The following is a 15013-nucleotide window of genomic DNA, read 5'->3' on the forward strand; positions in this document are numbered from 1 at the left end:
TTATGGTGTCATGATCGTCAGTTCACCGCCGCCCCGACGAAATCGAGCCCGATGTCCAGCACCGGGGCGCTGTGCGTCAGCCAGCCGACGGAAATGAGGTCGACGCCGGAAGCCGCGATTGCGGCAGCCGTTGCCGGCGTGACCCGGCCGGAGGCCTCGGTGATCGCCCGGCCGGCGACGATGGCGACGGCGTCGCGCAGTTGAGCGGGCGTCATATTGTCGAGCAGAACGGCGTCGACGCCAGTCTCCATCGCTTCGCGCAGCTGGTCGAGAGTGTCCACTTCGACCTCGATCTTCACCAGATGGCCGACGCCGGCCCGTGCCCGGCGGATCGCCTCGGTGACGCCGCCGGCGATTGCGACGTGATTGTCCTTGATCAGCACCGCGTCATAGAGCGCGAAACGGTGGTTCATGCCGCCGCCGGCCCGCACCGCATATTTCTCCAGCGCCCGGAGCCCCGGCGTCGTCTTGCGCGTGCAGGCGACGGAGGCTTTGGTGTCGCGGATGGCGCCGGCAATCTCTGCCGTCACCGTCGCAATGCCGGAGAGATGGCCGAGGAAATTCAGCGCAGTGCGCTCAGCCGTCAGCAGGCCGCGTGAGGGACCTTCGATGGTGGCGATCACGTCGCCCCGCTTGACCGCATCGCCGTCCTGGAGCTGGCGGCGCATGACGATCTCCGGATCGACGAGAGTGAAAGCGAGTTCGGCCGCATCGAGACCGGCGATTACGCCCGGCTGGCGGGCGGCCATCACCACCGTCGAGCGATGATCGTGGGGGATGACCGACGCCGAGGTGATGTCGCCGGCAAGACCGAGATCTTCGAGCAGGGCCGCCCGGACCAAGGGTTCGACGATCAGGCGCTGAAGCGGAACGAGGCTCATCTCAGGCACTCCTGGCAAGGGCATAGGGCGGGGTCGCACGGGCGATCCCCAGCGCTTGGGAAAGGCGCATGCGGCACCGGTCGGCAGCGCCGAGCTTCAGCGGAAAATCGGTGCGGGCATGGGCGCCGCGCGATTCCATCCGCAGGCTGGCAAAGACGGCGATCAGCAGCGCGACGATTCCAGGATCGGCGGCAGGGCCGTCGCCTTCGGCAAGCGGCAGCAAGGCGGCGATCGCGCCCTCAACGGCGCCGGCATTGCGCAGCACGCCGAGATGGCGCGAGACGATCGGCCGGACGAGCGATGCATCGGCCGGCACCGGCAGCTCCTCGGCGAGGACGGTGCTGGTCCCCCGTGCCGGCAATCCCGATATGTCGCGCGCTGCCCGCATGCCCATCACCGCCGCCTCCAGCAGCGAATTGCTGGCGAGCCGGTTGGCGCCGTGCAGGCCGGTCGAGGCCGCCTCTCCGGCGACCCAGAGACCGGACACCGAACTGCGGCCATTGGCGTCGGTGGCAACGCCGCCCATGTGATAGTGAACGGCCGGGCGCACCGGAATGAGGTCTTTCGCCGGATCGATGCCGGCCTCGCCGCAAAGGGTCGAGATGACGGGAAAGCGTGCGGCAAACCGGCTGCCGAGCGCATCGCGGGCGTCGAGGAAGACTTTGCCGCCGCGGGCGATTTCGGCGCTGATGGCGCGCGCCACCACGTCGCGCGGCGCAAGCTCGGCGCCTGATATGCGGACCATGAACCGATCTCCGCGTTCGTTGACGAGCACGGCCCCCTCGCCGCGCACCGCCTCGCTGACGAGCGCCAAGGGCCTGCGGCTGGAATTGAGCGCCGTCGGATGGAACTGGACGAATTCCATATCGGCGAGTTCAGCACCTGCCCTGGCCGCCAGCGCGATGCCCTGGCCGAAATTGCCCATCGGATTGGTGGTCGCGTCGTAAAGCCCACCGATGCCACCAGTGGCGAGCACCACCTTCGACGTCGGCAGGATGACCGCCCCCCTCGCGGTCGCGCAGAGCAGGCCGGCCACCTGCTCGCCGTCCATCAATATCCGCCGCGCCTCGAAGCCTTCGAGCACGGTGATGGCAGGCGTCTGCATCACCGCCCGCACCAGCGCGGCGACGATCGCCGCACCCGAGCCGTCGCCTTCGACATGGACGATGCGGCGGCGGCTATGGGCGGCCTCCAGCCCTAGCGAGAGTTCGCCGGCGGCATTCCTGTCGAAACGCACCCCGGCTTGTTCCAGCGCGGCGATCGCTGCCGGCGCCTCGACAATAATGCCGGCGGCCACGGCCGGATCGCAGAGCCCGTCGCCGGCGACAAGCGTGTCGGCAAGGTGCAGCGCCGCGCTGTCGTCGGCGCCCATGCTGGCGGCGATGCCGCCCTGTGCCCAGGCGCTCGACGTTTCCGCGCCAAGGGCGGCACGGGTGACGATGACGGAAGGTTCAGGCGCCAGCGTCAATGCGGTCATCAGCCCGGCAAGGCCACTGCCGACGATCACCGTGCGTCCGGCAAGATGGTCGAAAACCTCGGTCATATCGCCAGCATCCTCTCGACGGCGCGGCGCGCGGCCACCGCAATCGCCGGATCGACCGTCACCTCGTGGCGGTTTTCCTCAAGGGCGGCGCGGATATTGCCAAGCGTGATCCGCTTCATATGCGGGCAGAGATTGCAGGGGCGAATGAACTCGACGTCGGGATGATGCACGGCGACATTGTCGCTCATCGAGCATTCGGTGAGCAGCACGACGCGGGCCGGCTTTCGGCTGCCGACATAGTCCGACATCACCGCGGTCGAGCCGGCGAAATCCGCTTCGGCCACGACCTCGGGCGGGCATTCGGGATGGGCGAGCACCGTCACGCCGGGATGGTTTTCGCGCAGCTGGCGCACGTCTTCTGCAGTGAAGAGTTCATGCACCTCGCAATGGCCGTGCCAGGCGATGATCTCGACGTCAGTCTCGCGGGCGACGTTGCGCGCCAGATATTCGTCCGGGATCATCAGCACCTTCGGCACGCCGAGCGATTCCACCACCTGTTTGGCATTGCCCGAGGTGCAGCAGATGTCGGAGGCGGCCTTCACCGCGGCCGAGGTGTTGACATAGGTGATGATGGGCACGCCGGGATGGGCCTGGCGCAAGAGGGCGATATCCTCTGGCGTGATCGAATCCGCCAGCGAGCAGCCGGCGCCGAGATCCGGGATCAGCACGGTTTTCTCGGGGTTCAGCAGCTTGGCGGTCTCGGCCATGAAATGCACGCCGGCCAGCACGATCACGTCGGCATCGACCTCGATCGCCTTGCGGGCGAGCGCCAGGCTGTCGCCGACGATATCCGCCACACCGTGGAAGATCTCCGGGGTCTGATAATTGTGCGCCAGAATGACGGCGTTGCGGCGGCGCTTCAGCTCGAGGATGGCGTCGACGTCGTTTTCGAAGGTCATCCATTCGGCTTTGGGAATGACGCGGCTGACGCGCTGGTAGAGCGAGGATGCGGAAACAGGGTGGTTCATGACCGGCTCCTAATTATGCTCTAGCTGAGCATATCATAGGCAAATAGATATTCTCACGATGAGCATATGTCAATTGCGGGAGAGCGGTAATTTCGTTCCGGCCAGCGCGCGTTCTTCGAGCACCGTGTGGTGGAAGCGGAAGAGCTTGGCCGGCCGGCCGCCGGTTTCGCTTTCCGTGCCGCCGGTTTCCTCGACCAGTTCCTGCTGTTCGATCAGGCGGCGGAAATTCTGCTTGTGCAGCGTCAGACCCGCCAAGGCCTCGATGGTGCGCTGCAGCTGCAAGAGGGTAAAGCTGTCCGGCATCAGTTCGAAGACAACGGGGCGGTATTTGATCTTGGCGCGCAGCCTGGCGATCCCGGTCGCTAGAATGCGGCGGTGATCGGCAAACATCGCCCGGCCGAGATTGGCTTCGCCAGCACATCCGGCTTCGGAAACGAGCCCGGCTTCATAGAGCAATTCGTAGCGCTGCAAGGCGAGATCCTCATTCCAGCCGCCGCCGTCGAGGCCGAAGGTGAAATCGGCCCGGCGATGGCGATGGTCGCGCCGGGCCGGATCGGCATCGGCCCAGATCTTTAGACGCGCCATGATCTCGTCAAGCACGACTGGGCGGCCCTGCCGATGGTCTTCCCAGGGGAAGTATTCGTACCAGCCATGCCATCCCGGCCGGCCGGCACCCGACTGTTCGTTGACGAGGCCGAGATAGCTGATCGAGATCGTCCGCCCGCCCGGGATGTCGTTGTTGCGGTCGCGGTCGGCGAAGGTATAGAGCTGTTCGAGATAGCCGACGGGATGCTCGGTCTGCTCCTGCACCCATTCGCGCAGGCCCGATTGCAAGGTGCGATGGCCCATTTCGAAAGGGCCTGATGGCAGCGCATTGCCGGAGCGGATGGTCATCACGCGCGGCTCGTCCCCCGTCACCGCGACGAGCACCGCAATCAATTCCGCATGCGCAAAGCCGATCGTCACAGGGGACCGAATACTCCGTTCCGAATGGGTCATTCCTGACACAGGCCGGGACGGAAGCCAATGGAGCGGAAGCGAAGGCAACGATCAGACCGGCATTGCCCTCAGCTATTTCCCGTCTCGACGGCCAGCCCATCCAGGAAAATCTTCAGTTCCGCTTCATCGATACCGACGAGATGGCGTTTCTCCGGATAGGCGCCGGTCCGAACATCCCCGGCGAATTCCGTGAAGGCGGCGATGCGTTCGCGCTGCAGCCGGTCGTGTTCGGCGGCGAAGTCGCGATAGATCTTGGCATGGCGCGGATAGTGGTCGCGATTGGCGCCGAGCACGTCGTCGGCGAAGAGATATTGCGCGTCGCAGCCGCCGCCGGCGCCCATGGAGATCATCAGCATCGAGGTGTTGCTGCTGATGGTGGCAGCGACATCGCCGGGCACCACTTCGATTTCGGCGGCGAAGGCGCCGGCCTCTTCCAGCGCCTTGGTCTGCCGCCAGATCTCGGCCGCACTTGCCGCCGTCTTGCCGACGGCGCGGAAACCGCCGGTCCAGGTCGCCTTCGACGGGATCAGCCCGAGATGGCCGCAGACGGGAATGCCCTCGTCGCGCATGCGCCGGATCGTCTGCAGACTTGCAGCGCAATAGACCGCATCGCCGCCGGCCTTCAGCGCCGTAAAGGCGGCGCGCAGATAATCTTCAGCCGAGACAAGATCGCCATATTCGAGCCCCGGAATGGCAAAGGGGGTGGGAGCGATTTCGCGAAAGACCGGGCCGAGCAGCGAAGGCGGTACGGAGACGATGTCGATCCCCGCCTTTTCGGCAGCTTCCGCCTCCTCCAGCGACGTCACGCGCAGCATGGTGAGCTGGCGCTTGCCCTTTTCGGCAAGCAGATCGGCGACCGTCGCGCGCTTATGTTTCTTCATTGTCAATTCCTTTGAAAATATTGGGAGGCTCAGGCGGCCAAGAGGGATTTCAGTTTGATGTCGCTGGCTGCAAGTGCCGCCGGGTCCGGATGAGCGCGCGCCGCGATCAGCATTTCGGCGAGGCGGATGTCGCGGGCCACCGCATTGCCGGGCCCGATGCCGCTTGCGGCGATCAATCGTCCGTCGGCGTCGAGATGGAAGAGAATGAAGGCGCCTGCCCCGAGCTCGCGGCGCTGCTGCGTGGCAGCGCCTTCGGCAAGGCCTGATATCTGCAGCGTCATGTCATATTGGTCCGACCAGAACCACGGCACCGATGAAACGGCTTCATTGAGCCCGAGCATGTTGGCCGCTGCCAATGTGCCCTGCTCCTGGGCATTGCGCCAGGATTCAAGCCGCACCCGCCGGCCGCCATAGATCGACAGCGGAAAGGAGCAGCAGTCACCGGCCGCAAAGACGTCAGGGGCCGATGTCTGGAGGTAGGTGTCGACGGCAATGCCGTTTTCGATCGTGAGCCCTGCCTTTTCGGCGATCTCCACATTCGGCCGCGCGCCGATGCCGACAAGGGCGAGGTCGGCTTCGATCACGTCGCCGCTCGACAATCTGATCACGGCTTTTCCGCCTTCGTCGGTCAGCGCCGCGATCGAGACGCCGCAGCGGATATCGACGCCCTTGGCGCGGTGGCGCTCGGTGATGAGATGGGCGATCTCCTCCGGCACGCCGCGCTTCAGCACACGTTCCAGCCCCTCGATGACGGTGACGTCGGCACCGAGCAGCCGCGCCGTCGCCGCAAGTTCCAGCCCGATGAAGCCGCCGCCGATGATGGCGATATGCCGTCCAGGCTTCATGACATCACGCAGCGCCGCCGCATCATGATGGGTTCGCAGCGAGCGAATATGCGGGCTACCCTCCGGCGCGCCGGGGAACGAACGCGCGGCTGCGCCGGTCGCCAGCAGAAGCTTGTCGTAGGAGAGCGTCATCCCGTCCGAAAGCGTCACGCTCTTGGATGCCGTGTCGAGATCCCTCGCCTCCAGGCCGGTTAGCAGCCCGATGCCGTTCTCCGAGTATTTTTCCACCGCGGCGATGAATTTCGGATCGGTGGCATCGGCAGAACCCGCCTTCGAAAGCGGCGGCCGTTCATAGGGATGGAGGGGTTCGGCGCCGACCAGCGTTATCTCGCCGTCAAAATCTTTTTCCCGCAAGGCAAAGGCAGCGCGCGCACCGCATTCGCCGGCTCCCAGGATGACGAAATGAGCCACGCCGGCCTCCCTCAGAGCGAGATGAAGACGGCACCGTCTTCGATCTTGACCGGATAGGTCTTGAGATTGACGCAGACCGGTGCGCCCTTGGCTTCGCCCGTCTTGTAGTTGAAGCGGCCATTATGTTTCGGACATTCGATGATCTCGTCCATCACCAAGCCGTCGGCGAGGTGAATATGTTCATGCGTGCAAAGCCCGTCGGTCGCGAAGAATTCGTCGTCCGGGCTGCGATAGACCGCAAAGGTGCGCCCGCCATGATCGAATCGGATGACATCCTCTTCGTCGATCTCGTCCTTGCCGCAGACCTCGATCCAATTTCCGCTCATTATGTCCTCCCTTAATCGTGATTATTGCGCGGCCGGGGCCAGCTCGTTGTGGAATTCCTCGCGATAGGGCCGTGCGGTCGTCGGCAGTTCGCGCTTCAGGAAATAATCCTCGTTGCGCAGCTGGCGCAGGAAGGCCGGGATCATCTCGCGGTAGCCGGACCAGATCGACGGGTTCGGCGCCGGCAGGTCATGCTTGATCATCGCGTGCAGTTGGGGCAGCGCGTGATAGGGCACCATCGGAAACATGTGATGTTCGACATGGTAGTTCATGTTCCAGTAGATGAAGCGGCTTATCGGGTTCATATAGACCGTGCGGCTGTTCAGCCGATGGTCGATGACGTTGTCCGCAAGGCCGCCATGCTGCAGCAGGCCGGTCAGCACATGGTGCCAGGCGCCGTAAAGGCGCGGCAAGCCGACCAATATCAACGGCAGGATCGAACCCATGGCGATGGCAGCCGCGATCGTGGCGAGATAGATCGCCAGCCAGATGCGGGCGATGCGGATCGCCTTCGGCTGTTCCATCTCGGGAATGAAGGTCTTTTCCGCGGCGCTGACGACGCCGCAGGCGTTGCGCAGCATGTCGACCAGCGCATGCCAGACGTCGAGGATGCCGAAGTAGTTGAGGGTGACGCGGAAGAGATCGGGCGGCCGCATGACGGCGATTTCGGGATCGCGGCCGACGATGACCGTATCGGTGTGATGGCGCGCATGGCTCCAGCGCCAGGTCACCGGATTGCGCATGATCATGAAGCAGGCGATCTGGTAGACCGCATCGTTCATCCAGCGCGTCTTGAAGGCGGTGCCGTGACCGCATTCGTGCCAGCGGCTGTCGGAAGCCGAGCCGTAGAGCACGCCATAGGCGAGGAAGAAGGGCAGCGCGACCCATGACCCCCAGAAATAGACGCCGAGCCCGGCAAGAACCGCCATGCTGCCGAGCCAGATGACCGTGTCACGGATCGCCGGCGCATCGGAGCGCTGCATCAGCGCCTTCATCTCCTTGCGCGCAACGTCGGTGTGGTACCATTGCGCTGCTGCCAGCCCGGTCTCGACGGCGGTGCGGCCGCTTTCGCCGAGCAGGTCGTAGTCACGTTTCCTTGTCTGGGTCGCCATCATCCGCCTCCCGTTATGCTGTTGCCGGCGAGGATAGGTTGACTTTGGGAGGCACTCAATGCAGGCTTGATGCAATCTATCAAAAGCCATCAAGAGTGGCTTGCATAAATGATTGAATCCATCAGGACCGCCGATGCGCCGCCCGACAATATCCGATCTTGCCCGCGCCTCCGGCGTCAGCGTCGCCACCGTCGACCGGGTTCTCAACGCCCGTCACCGCGTGCGGGAGGAAACGGCGCGGCGGGTCTATGACGCGGCGCAGTCGATCGGCTATCACGCCGTCGGCCTGATCCGGCAGCGCGTCTTCGAAGATCTGCCGCAATACAAGCTCGCTTTCCTGCTGCAGAAACCAACGCAGTCCTTCTACCAGAGCTTCGTGCGCGAGATCGAAACCGCAGCGCGTATGGTGACCAGCGCCCGCATCCAAACGCAGATCGACTTTCCCTCGGCTGCGACACCGGCGGCGATCGTCGAGAAGCTGAAGGCACTCGGCGCCCGCAACCAGGCCGTTGCGCTCGTCGCGCCCGACTACCCGGCGGTGACGACCGCCATCGAGGAGTTGAAGGACAAAGGCGTCCCGGTCTTCTCGCTGCTCTCCGACCTCGCCTCAGGCGTGCGCAATGCCTATGTCGGGGTCAACAACCGCAAGGTCGGCCGCACCGCTGCCTGGGTGATTGCCAAAACAGCCGGAGCGCCCGGCAAGGTCGCTTGTTTCGTCGGCAGCCACCGCTTTCACGGCCATGAGCTGCGGGAAATCGGTTTTCGCTCCTATTTTCGTGAAAACGCACCGGAATTCGACGTCATCGATACGCTGATCAACCTCGACACGCCCGAGATCACGCATGAGGCGACGCTGACGCTGCTGCAGAAACATCCCAATCTCGTCGGCCTTTATGTCTGTGGCGGCGGCATGGAGGGCGCGATCTCGGCGATCCGTGAAGAAAGTCTCGGCGGCAAGATCGTCCTCGTCGTCAATGAGCTGACGCCAGACAGCAAAGCGGGGCTTGCCGACGATATCGTCGCCATGGCGATCGGCACGCCCCTGCCCGCGCTTTGCAAAGAGCTGATGGTGCTGATGACGAGCGCGATCGAAAACAGCGAAACGGCTGTTCCCGGACAGTTCTTCCTGCCCTTCGATATTCATATCTCAGAGAACATTTGAGAAATGATGGAATTCTATCATCTCGGCTGAAATTCTTTCAGAAATGAAAGCCGACGGCGGCGAAGACCGATGGATTGCCACGCGAATTCCGATAGAGATTCGCCGACCCAATCACAGGACTGCTCCGCTCATGCTGCGGAGACGAGGAGGATATATCCGTCATGACTTCGATCCGCTTTGCGCTCAACCATATGGCCGCGCCGTCGCTTGCGATCGACGAATTTTTCGCGCTGGCCAAATCGCTCGGCATCGACTCGGTCGAAATCCGCAACGACCTTTCCGGCAATGCCATCCTTGACGGCACCAGGCCCGAAGCGATCAGGCAAGCGGCCGCCCGCCATGGGCTGACGATCATCTCGATCAACGCCCTGCAGCGTTTCAACGAGTGGAATGCAACCCGCGCTGGGGAAGCGCAGGAACTGATCGATTATGCCAGCGCCTGCGGCGCCAAGGCGCTCGTGCTGGTTCCGAAGAACGACGGCACCGGCTGTGCCGACGGTGAACGGCAGGCCAATCTGCGCCAGTCTCTGTCGGCGCTGAAGCCGATGCTTGAGAAGGCCGGCATTATCGGTCTCGTTGAGCCGCTCGGCTTTGAGATCTGCTCGCTGCGCTCGAAGAGCGAGGCGGCCGAGGCGATCAAGGAACTCGGCGCGCAATCGACCTTCAAGCTCGTCCACGACACCTTCCACCATCACCTTGCCGGCGAAGCAGCGACCTTCCCGGAGCTTTCCGGCCTCGTGCACATCTCCGGCGTTAGTGACCCTGCCGTTTCCGTTGCCGATATGCGCGATTCCCATCGCGTGCTCGTCGACGGCGACGACCGGCTCGACAATGCCGGGCAGATCAAGGCGCTGCTGCAGGCGGGTTATGAGGGTCCGTTCTCCTTCGAGCCCTTCGCAGCCGAAGTGCATGCGGTCAAGGACCCGGCCGGCGCGCTTCGCGCCAGCATGGATCACCTGACCGCGCGGGTTTGAGACCGGAGCAAAGCGTCCTGATGCCGCCAACGGCGTCAGGACCGTGCGCTGAAGATTGTCGCTATTCCCGGCCTCTGAACCGGCGCTGATAGGCCGGATCGTAGAGCGAACTCTCGCGAAAATCCTCCGCGGCGAGCGAAGGGCCGACGAAGATGATCGCCGTGCGCTCGATCGGTTCGGCCGCAACCTTTGCCTCGATATCGGAAAGCCTGCCGCGCAGGACGCGCTCGTCCGGCCAGGAGGCTTTGACGACGATCGCCACCGGGCAGTCGACACCGTAAAGCGGCGTCAATTCCTCCACCACCTGCTTCAGCGCGTGGATTGCCAGATGGATCGCCAGCGTCGCTCCGGTTGCGCCGAATTTCGCCAGTGTTTCGTTGTTCGGCATCGGCGAGGCGCGACCGGAAACGCGGGTGAGCACCAGGCTTTGAGCCACTGATGGGATTGTCAGCTCGCGCCCGAGCGCCGAGGCGGCCGCCGCAAAGGCCGGAACACCAGGCGTCATCGTATAGGCGATGCCGTGTTTTTGCAGCCGGCGTACCTGCTCGGCCACCGCACTCCAAACCGAGAGATCACCGGAATGCAGCCGGGCGACGTCCTGGCCGGCCGCAGCGGCGCGCAGATATTCCGCCTCGATCTCGTCGAGCGACATCGGCGCGGTATCGACGATACGCGCATCCGGCGGGCAATATTGCAGCAGTTCCGGCGAGACGATCGAACCGGCATAGAGACAGACCGGGCATCGAGCGATGAGGTCGCGGCCACGCACCGTGATCAGATCCGCAGCACCCGGCCCTGCGCCGATGAAATGCACCGTCATCCCGTTATCCTTTCGTCCAGCGCCACTGCGTCACCGGCATCGCCGGCCGCCAGCCGCTCATGCTGCCGATGGCCTCGGCGCGCGATATTTCGATCCGTGTGAGCGAGCCGCCGCGGTTGGCATATTCGGTAAGCAGCACGGCTTCCATCTCCAGCGTCACCGCATTGGCAACGAGCCGGCCTCCCGGCTTCAGCACGGCAATCGCGGCATCGACAACACCCGGCTCGCTGCCGCCGCCGCCGAGGAAGATTACATCCGGTTCCGGCAGGCCCGTCAGTACATCGGGCGCCGTGCCTTCGACGACGGCGAGATGCGGTACGCCGAAGGTGGAGGCGTTGCGGGCAATCCGTGCGGCCCGCTCCGGCGATTGTTCGATGGCGATTGCCTTCAGCGACGGATCGGCCAGCATCCACTCGATGCCGATCGATCCCGAGCCGGCGCCGATATCCCAGAGCAGTTCGCCGTGACGCGGCGCCAGCGCCGACAGCGTCACCGCCCGGATTTCGCGTTTGGTGATCTGCCCGTCATGCTCGAACAGCGCGTCCTCGATTCCTGCGGCACAAGGCAGAATGCGCGCCCCCTCTCCTGCCGCGATTTCGAGTGCGCAGACGTTCAGTGGGTCGACGTCGGTGAGATCGAAATCGGCTGCCATGGTGCTTCTCTGCCGTTCCCGATCACCGCCAAGCGCCTCGAGCACGGTAAGCTGCGACTGACCGAAACCCACGGCGGCAAGCAGGGCAGCCAGATCGCCCGGCCCGTCCTCGTCCGAGGTCAGCGCGATGATGCGCCGCCCGGGGTGCAGATGCGACCGGATCAGGTCGATCGGCCTACCATGCAGCGAAATCGTCACGACGTCCTGCAGCGGCCAGCCGAGACGCGACGCGGCTAGGCTGAAGGCCGACGGCGCCGGGATGGTGCGCATCTCTTCCGTCGCGACATGGCGGGAGAGCGTTGCGCCGACGCCGTAGAGAAACGGGTCGCCGGAGGCAAGCACGACGACCGGCGTTCCACGCCTTTGAAGGACGGCATCGATTGAGCGCTCGAACGGGCTCTGCCAGGAAAACTTTTCGCTCGATATCAGCGATGCAGCAAGCGCAAGGTGGCGCGCGCCACCGAAGACGGCAGGGGCGGTCGCGATCAGGCTTCTCGCCTCTTCGCCGAGCCCTGCTGGACCATCTTCGCCGATGCCGATAATAGTCAGCCAGCGCGGGCCGCAACGAGGAGAGACATCAGACATGGGAAGACCTCGCATTCTGATCCTCGGCGGCACCAGCGAGGCGCGTCTGCTCGCCGGAAGCCTGGCGGCACGGGGAAATTGCGATGTTCTTCTGTCGCTCGCCGGCCGCACCGAAAAACCGGCCGCGCAGCCGGTTCCGGTTCGCATTGGCGGTTTCGGCGGGGCTGCGGCGCTGGCGGATTTTCTGAAGGCCGGCGGATATGATCTGCTGATCGACGCCACACATCCTTTCGCCGAGCGCATTTCCGCCAATGCCGCCTTTGCCGCCGGGACCACTGGCATAACCGCAATCGCGCTGCGCCGTCCCGAATGGCAGCGCCTGCCGGGCGATCGCTGGCGCGAGGTGCAGAGCATCCCGGCTGCCATCGAAGCGCTCGGCCCCTCCCCCCGCCATGTCTTTCTGGCGACCGGCCGGCAGGCTGCGCATCACGCGGAGGCGGCGGCGCAGCATTTCTATCTCATCCGCAGCGTTGATCCTGTCGAACGGCCGCTGGCGCTCGCGAATGTCGACTATCTCCTCGATCGTGGCCCGTTCACGCTGGAAGGCGAAAGCGCTTTGCTGAAGCAGCACCACATCGACGCCATCATTGCCAAGAACAGCGGCGGGGCCGCGACCTATGCGAAGATCGAGGCAGCCCGCCTGCTCGGCATCGAGGTAATGATGGTGGCACGCGCCTCGGCGTCCACAGTCAAGACGGTCGACACTGTCGAGGCGGCGCTGGCGACGATCGATCACCTCGTTCCCCCCGCCATGAAACGCGGCGTATAGACAAGGTCCAGCCTGCCGGGCCGCGAGACGATCCGCGTCTCGGCGGAGCCGATGATGATGCAGGTCGCCATATCGGCCATCGACGCATCGGCCTGCGACAGCTGCTGTACGGCAATGTGCTCGTCCGGCCGCCCGGCCGCCCGCCCGAAAATAACCGGCGTCGTTGCGGGCAGATGGTCGCGCAACAGCTTGAAGGCTTCTGCGAGCTGCCAAGGCCGCGCCCGGCTGATCGGATTATAGAGGGCGATGACGAAACCGGCCTTGGCTGCCAATTCAAGGCGGTTTTCTATTATATTCCAAGGCTTTAGATTGTCAGACAGCGATATGGCGCAGAAGTCGTGGCCAAGCGGCGCCCCGGCTCTTGCCGCCACGGCCAGCATCGCCGTGATGCCGGGTAGGATGGTGAGATCGACCGCCCGCCATGCTCCCGGGCCGTTCTCGATCGCCTCGCAGACGGCAGCAGCCATGGCAAAGACGCCGGGGTCGCCGCCGGAGACGACGCAGACCATGGCGCCGTCTGCCGCCATCGAAAGTGCGGCCCCTGCCCTGCCCAGCTCCTCGCGATTGTCCGAGGCATGCCGCAGCTGATCGTCGCGGAGCTGCAGCCTGTCGAGATAGGGTCCGTAACCGAAGAAATCCGTCGCCGCGTCGACGGCGGCCAGCGCTTCCGGCGTCATCTGCTCGGGATTGCCGGGGCCGGTGCCGATCACGAAAAGCCTGCCGCTCATCGGCTGTTCTCCCAGCCCGGCACCAGCACCAGCGAAAAATACGGCGCGTCGCCGTCGGTCCGGTCGGCAAGCTTTTCCATCGCCGCATTCGCCATGGTGCCGCGCTCGACATAGACGGCTTCGGCAAGCCGGCCGGCCGCCGCCAAGGCCCGGCGGATCTTCGGCAGATTGCGGCCGACCTTCATGATGACGGCGGCTTGCGTATCGGCGAGACGGCGCGTCAGCTCGGTCTCCGCCATCGTACCGGGCAGTACGGAAAGCACATCGTCACCTTGGACGATGGGCATGCCCGCCAGGGACCAGCAACCCGACATGGCGCTGATGCCGGGGATGACCTCGGTCGGGTAGCGCTGGGAAAGCCGGATATGCAGATGCATATAGGAGCCGTAAAACAGCGGATCGCCCTCGCTGAGCACGGCGACGGTCAGCCCGGCATCGAGATGGCCGGCGACGGCTTCGGCGGACCGGTCGTAGAATTCGGTGATCAGGCTCTGGTAGCGTTCGTCGTTCTTGTCGATCTCGGTGGTGACGGGATAGTAAAGCGGTAGCAGCGTCACGCCGGATTTCAGCAGTGGTTCGACGATCGCCTTGCCGTTGCCCCCCCTGCCCTGCTTGGCGAAATAGGCAATCACGTCAGCGCTTTCGATGGCGCGTACGGCCTTGAGGGTCAGAAGCTCGGGGTCGCCGGGACCCGTGCCGACGCCGATAAGACGGCCGCTTGTGGTCATAGGCCCGGCCTCGCCAATGCATTGATGGCGGCTGCCGTCATGGCGCTGCCACCGAGCCGGCCGCGCACGATGGCAAAGGGTACGCCGTAGGAATTCTCCGCCAGCGCATCCTTCGATTCCGCCGCGCCGACAAAGCCGACAGGCATGCCGAGAATTGCTGCGGGTTTCGGAGCGCCGTCGCGCAGGAGTTCGAGCAGATGAAACAGCGCGGTCGGGGCATTGCCGATCGCCACGACGCTTCCGCCGAGCCGATCGAGCCAGAGATGCATGGCGGCGGCCGATCGCGTATTGCCGGTCTCGCGCGCAAGTTCCGGGGTGGCGGGATCGCGCAGCGTGCAGATCACCTCGTTCAGCGCCGGCAACCGCGCCCGGGTCACGCCCTGGGATACCATTTCCGCGTCGCAGAAGATCGGCGCCCCGCCCTTCAGCGCGTCGCGCGCGGCACTGACGAGATCGGCGGAGAACAGGAAATGTTCGGCCGCCTCGACCAGCCCGCAGGCATGGATCATGCGCACGGCAATTTCGGCCTGATCTTCGGTGAAGCGCGAAAGATCGGCTTCGGCGCGGATGATCGCAAAGGAACGCTCGTAGATCGCGTCGCCGCTGCGGATATAATCGTAGTCTGGCATTC

Annotated in this window: 16 protein-coding genes; 3 read left to right on the forward strand and 13 right to left on the reverse strand. The window is 64.6% G+C overall.

Translation table 11 applies throughout. The annotated features are described in order from the left end of the window. Window positions 1-17 precede the first annotated feature (17 nt). The 8 genes from nadC to HJB89_RS01300 form a co-directional block, all read right to left on the reverse strand. Entirely contained in the window at window positions 18-905 is an 888-nt protein-coding gene (gene nadC / locus HJB89_RS01265; protein WP_221148715.1) for a carboxylating nicotinate-nucleotide diphosphorylase, read from the reverse strand. Next, window positions 883-2424, reverse strand: a complete 1542-nt coding sequence (locus tag HJB89_RS01270) for an L-aspartate oxidase (protein ID WP_221148717.1) — start codon at window positions 2422-2424, stop codon at window positions 883-885. The genes nadC and HJB89_RS01270 overlap by 23 nt, the downstream gene beginning before the upstream one ends. After that, on the reverse strand, window positions 2421-3392 hold the full coding sequence (nadA, locus tag HJB89_RS01275) for a quinolinate synthase NadA (RefSeq protein WP_221115583.1): 972 nt from the start codon (window positions 3390-3392) through the stop codon (window positions 2421-2423). Before nadA ends, HJB89_RS01270 begins: the two co-directional genes overlap by 4 nt. Window positions 3393-3461: 69 nt before the next feature. After that, complete coding sequence (locus tag HJB89_RS01280) at window positions 3462-4391, reverse strand: NrtR DNA-binding winged helix domain-containing protein (protein WP_221142041.1); 930 nt, start codon at window positions 4389-4391, stop codon at window positions 3462-3464. Window positions 4392-4459: 68 nt separating this feature from the next. Further along, window positions 4460-5272: a 3-methyl-2-oxobutanoate hydroxymethyltransferase gene (locus tag HJB89_RS01285; RefSeq protein ID WP_221148720.1), complete on the reverse strand. Its 813-nt coding sequence runs from the start codon at window positions 5270-5272 to the stop codon at window positions 4460-4462. A 29-nt stretch (window positions 5273-5301) separates the two neighbouring features. After that, complete coding sequence (locus tag HJB89_RS01290) at window positions 5302-6528, reverse strand: FAD-dependent oxidoreductase (RefSeq protein WP_221148721.1); 1227 nt, start codon at window positions 6526-6528, stop codon at window positions 5302-5304. A gap of 11 nt (window positions 6529-6539) precedes the next feature. Then, a complete protein-coding gene (locus HJB89_RS01295; RefSeq protein ID WP_207585408.1) occupies window positions 6540-6854 on the reverse strand; it encodes a MocE family 2Fe-2S type ferredoxin in 315 nt (104 codons plus the stop codon). Between the two features lie 21 nt (window positions 6855-6875). Beyond that, on the reverse strand, window positions 6876-7964 hold the full coding sequence (locus HJB89_RS01300) for a fatty acid desaturase family protein (RefSeq protein ID WP_221148722.1): 1089 nt from the start codon (window positions 7962-7964) through the stop codon (window positions 6876-6878). 133 nt (window positions 7965-8097) lie between these two features. Here HJB89_RS01300 and HJB89_RS01305 point away from each other — a divergent pair, with 133 nt between their 5' ends. Continuing rightward, entirely contained in the window at window positions 8098-9126 is a 1029-nt protein-coding gene (locus tag HJB89_RS01305) for a LacI family DNA-binding transcriptional regulator (RefSeq protein ID WP_221132934.1), read from the forward strand. A gap of 161 nt (window positions 9127-9287) precedes the next feature. Then, window positions 9288-10100 carry a TIM barrel protein gene (locus HJB89_RS01310; RefSeq protein ID WP_221148723.1) on the forward strand — a complete coding sequence of 271 codons (813 nt, stop codon included), beginning with the start codon at window positions 9288-9290 and terminating at the stop codon, window positions 10098-10100. A gap of 61 nt (window positions 10101-10161) precedes the next feature. On the opposite strand, the gene cobM is transcribed toward HJB89_RS01310, so the two are convergent. Together cobM and cbiE are read right to left on the reverse strand one after the other, a co-directional pair. Further along, window positions 10162-10920, reverse strand: coding sequence for a precorrin-4 C(11)-methyltransferase (gene cobM, locus HJB89_RS01315; protein ID WP_221148724.1), 759 nt, complete (start codon window positions 10918-10920; stop codon window positions 10162-10164). A gap of 4 nt (window positions 10921-10924) precedes the next feature. Beyond that, window positions 10925-12157: a precorrin-6y C5,15-methyltransferase (decarboxylating) subunit CbiE gene (cbiE, locus tag HJB89_RS01320; protein WP_221148725.1), complete on the reverse strand. Its 1233-nt coding sequence runs from the start codon at window positions 12155-12157 to the stop codon at window positions 10925-10927. Here cbiE and HJB89_RS01325 point away from each other — a divergent pair. Next, the gene (locus tag HJB89_RS01325; protein WP_221148728.1) at window positions 12156-12926 is read left to right on the forward strand and encodes a cobalt-precorrin-6A reductase; all 771 of its coding nucleotides are present in this window, start codon (window positions 12156-12158) and stop codon (window positions 12924-12926) included. The two genes, cbiE and HJB89_RS01325, sit on opposite strands and share 2 nt — an antisense overlap. Here HJB89_RS01325 and HJB89_RS01330 read toward each other — a convergent pair. Genes HJB89_RS01330 through HJB89_RS01340 form a run of 3 tightly spaced genes read right to left on the reverse strand, consistent with a single transcriptional unit; the run spans window position 12890 to window position 15011 of the window. Continuing rightward, the gene (locus HJB89_RS01330) at window positions 12890-13654 is read right to left on the reverse strand and encodes a precorrin-3B C(17)-methyltransferase (protein WP_221148729.1); all 765 of its coding nucleotides are present in this window, start codon (window positions 13652-13654) and stop codon (window positions 12890-12892) included. The genes HJB89_RS01325 and HJB89_RS01330 overlap by 37 nt on opposite strands. Next, window positions 13651-14382, reverse strand: a complete 732-nt coding sequence (locus HJB89_RS01335) for a precorrin-2 C(20)-methyltransferase (RefSeq protein WP_221148730.1) — start codon at window positions 14380-14382, stop codon at window positions 13651-13653. Before HJB89_RS01335 ends, HJB89_RS01330 begins: the two co-directional genes overlap by 4 nt. Next, a complete protein-coding gene (locus tag HJB89_RS01340; protein WP_221132937.1) occupies window positions 14379-15011 on the reverse strand; it encodes a precorrin-8X methylmutase in 633 nt (210 codons plus the stop codon). Before HJB89_RS01340 ends, HJB89_RS01335 begins: the two co-directional genes overlap by 4 nt. Window positions 15012-15013: the final 2 nt, after the last annotated feature.

It is taken from the genome of Rhizobium sp. NZLR8 (assembly GCF_019685025.1).
GTDB lineage: Bacteria > Pseudomonadota > Alphaproteobacteria > Rhizobiales > Rhizobiaceae > Rhizobium.

Bases quoted from the DNA above. Each gene is read 5' to 3' on its own strand.
- nadC (WP_221148715.1), bottom strand. From the start codon at position 905: ATGCCCTTGCCAGGAGTGCCTGAGATGAGCCTCGTTCCGCTTCAGCGC.
- HJB89_RS01270 (WP_221148717.1), bottom strand. From the start codon at position 2,424: ATGACCGAGGTTTTCGACCATCTTGCCGGACGCACGGTGATCGTCGGC.
- nadA (WP_221115583.1), bottom strand. From the start codon at position 3,392: ATGAACCACCCTGTTTCCGCATCCTCGCTCTACCAGCGCGTCAGCCGC.
- HJB89_RS01280 (WP_221142041.1), bottom strand. From the start codon at position 4,391: ATGACCCATTCGGAACGGAGTATTCGGTCCCCTGTGACGATCGGCTTT.
- HJB89_RS01285 (WP_221148720.1), bottom strand. From the start codon at position 5,272: ATGAAGAAACATAAGCGCGCGACGGTCGCCGATCTGCTTGCCGAAAAG.
- HJB89_RS01295 (WP_207585408.1), bottom strand. From the start codon at position 6,854: ATGAGCGGAAATTGGATCGAGGTCTGCGGCAAGGACGAGATCGACGAA.
- HJB89_RS01300 (WP_221148722.1), bottom strand. From the start codon at position 7,964: ATGGCGACCCAGACAAGGAAACGTGACTACGACCTGCTCGGCGAAAGC.
- HJB89_RS01305 (WP_221132934.1), top strand. From the start codon at position 8,098: ATGCGCCGCCCGACAATATCCGATCTTGCCCGCGCCTCCGGCGTCAGC.
- HJB89_RS01310 (WP_221148723.1), top strand. From the start codon at position 9,288: ATGACTTCGATCCGCTTTGCGCTCAACCATATGGCCGCGCCGTCGCTT.
- cobM (WP_221148724.1), bottom strand. From the start codon at position 10,920: ATGACGGTGCATTTCATCGGCGCAGGGCCGGGTGCTGCGGATCTGATC.
- HJB89_RS01325 (WP_221148728.1), top strand. From the start codon at position 12,156: ATGGGAAGACCTCGCATTCTGATCCTCGGCGGCACCAGCGAGGCGCGT.
- cbiE (WP_221148725.1), bottom strand. From the start codon at position 12,157: ATGTCTGATGTCTCTCCTCGTTGCGGCCCGCGCTGGCTGACTATTATC.
- HJB89_RS01330 (WP_221148729.1), bottom strand. From the start codon at position 13,654: ATGAGCGGCAGGCTTTTCGTGATCGGCACCGGCCCCGGCAATCCCGAG.
- HJB89_RS01335 (WP_221148730.1), bottom strand. From the start codon at position 14,382: ATGACCACAAGCGGCCGTCTTATCGGCGTCGGCACGGGTCCCGGCGAC.
- HJB89_RS01340 (WP_221132937.1), bottom strand. From the start codon at position 15,011: ATGCCAGACTACGATTATATCCGCAGCGGCGACGCGATCTACGAGCGT.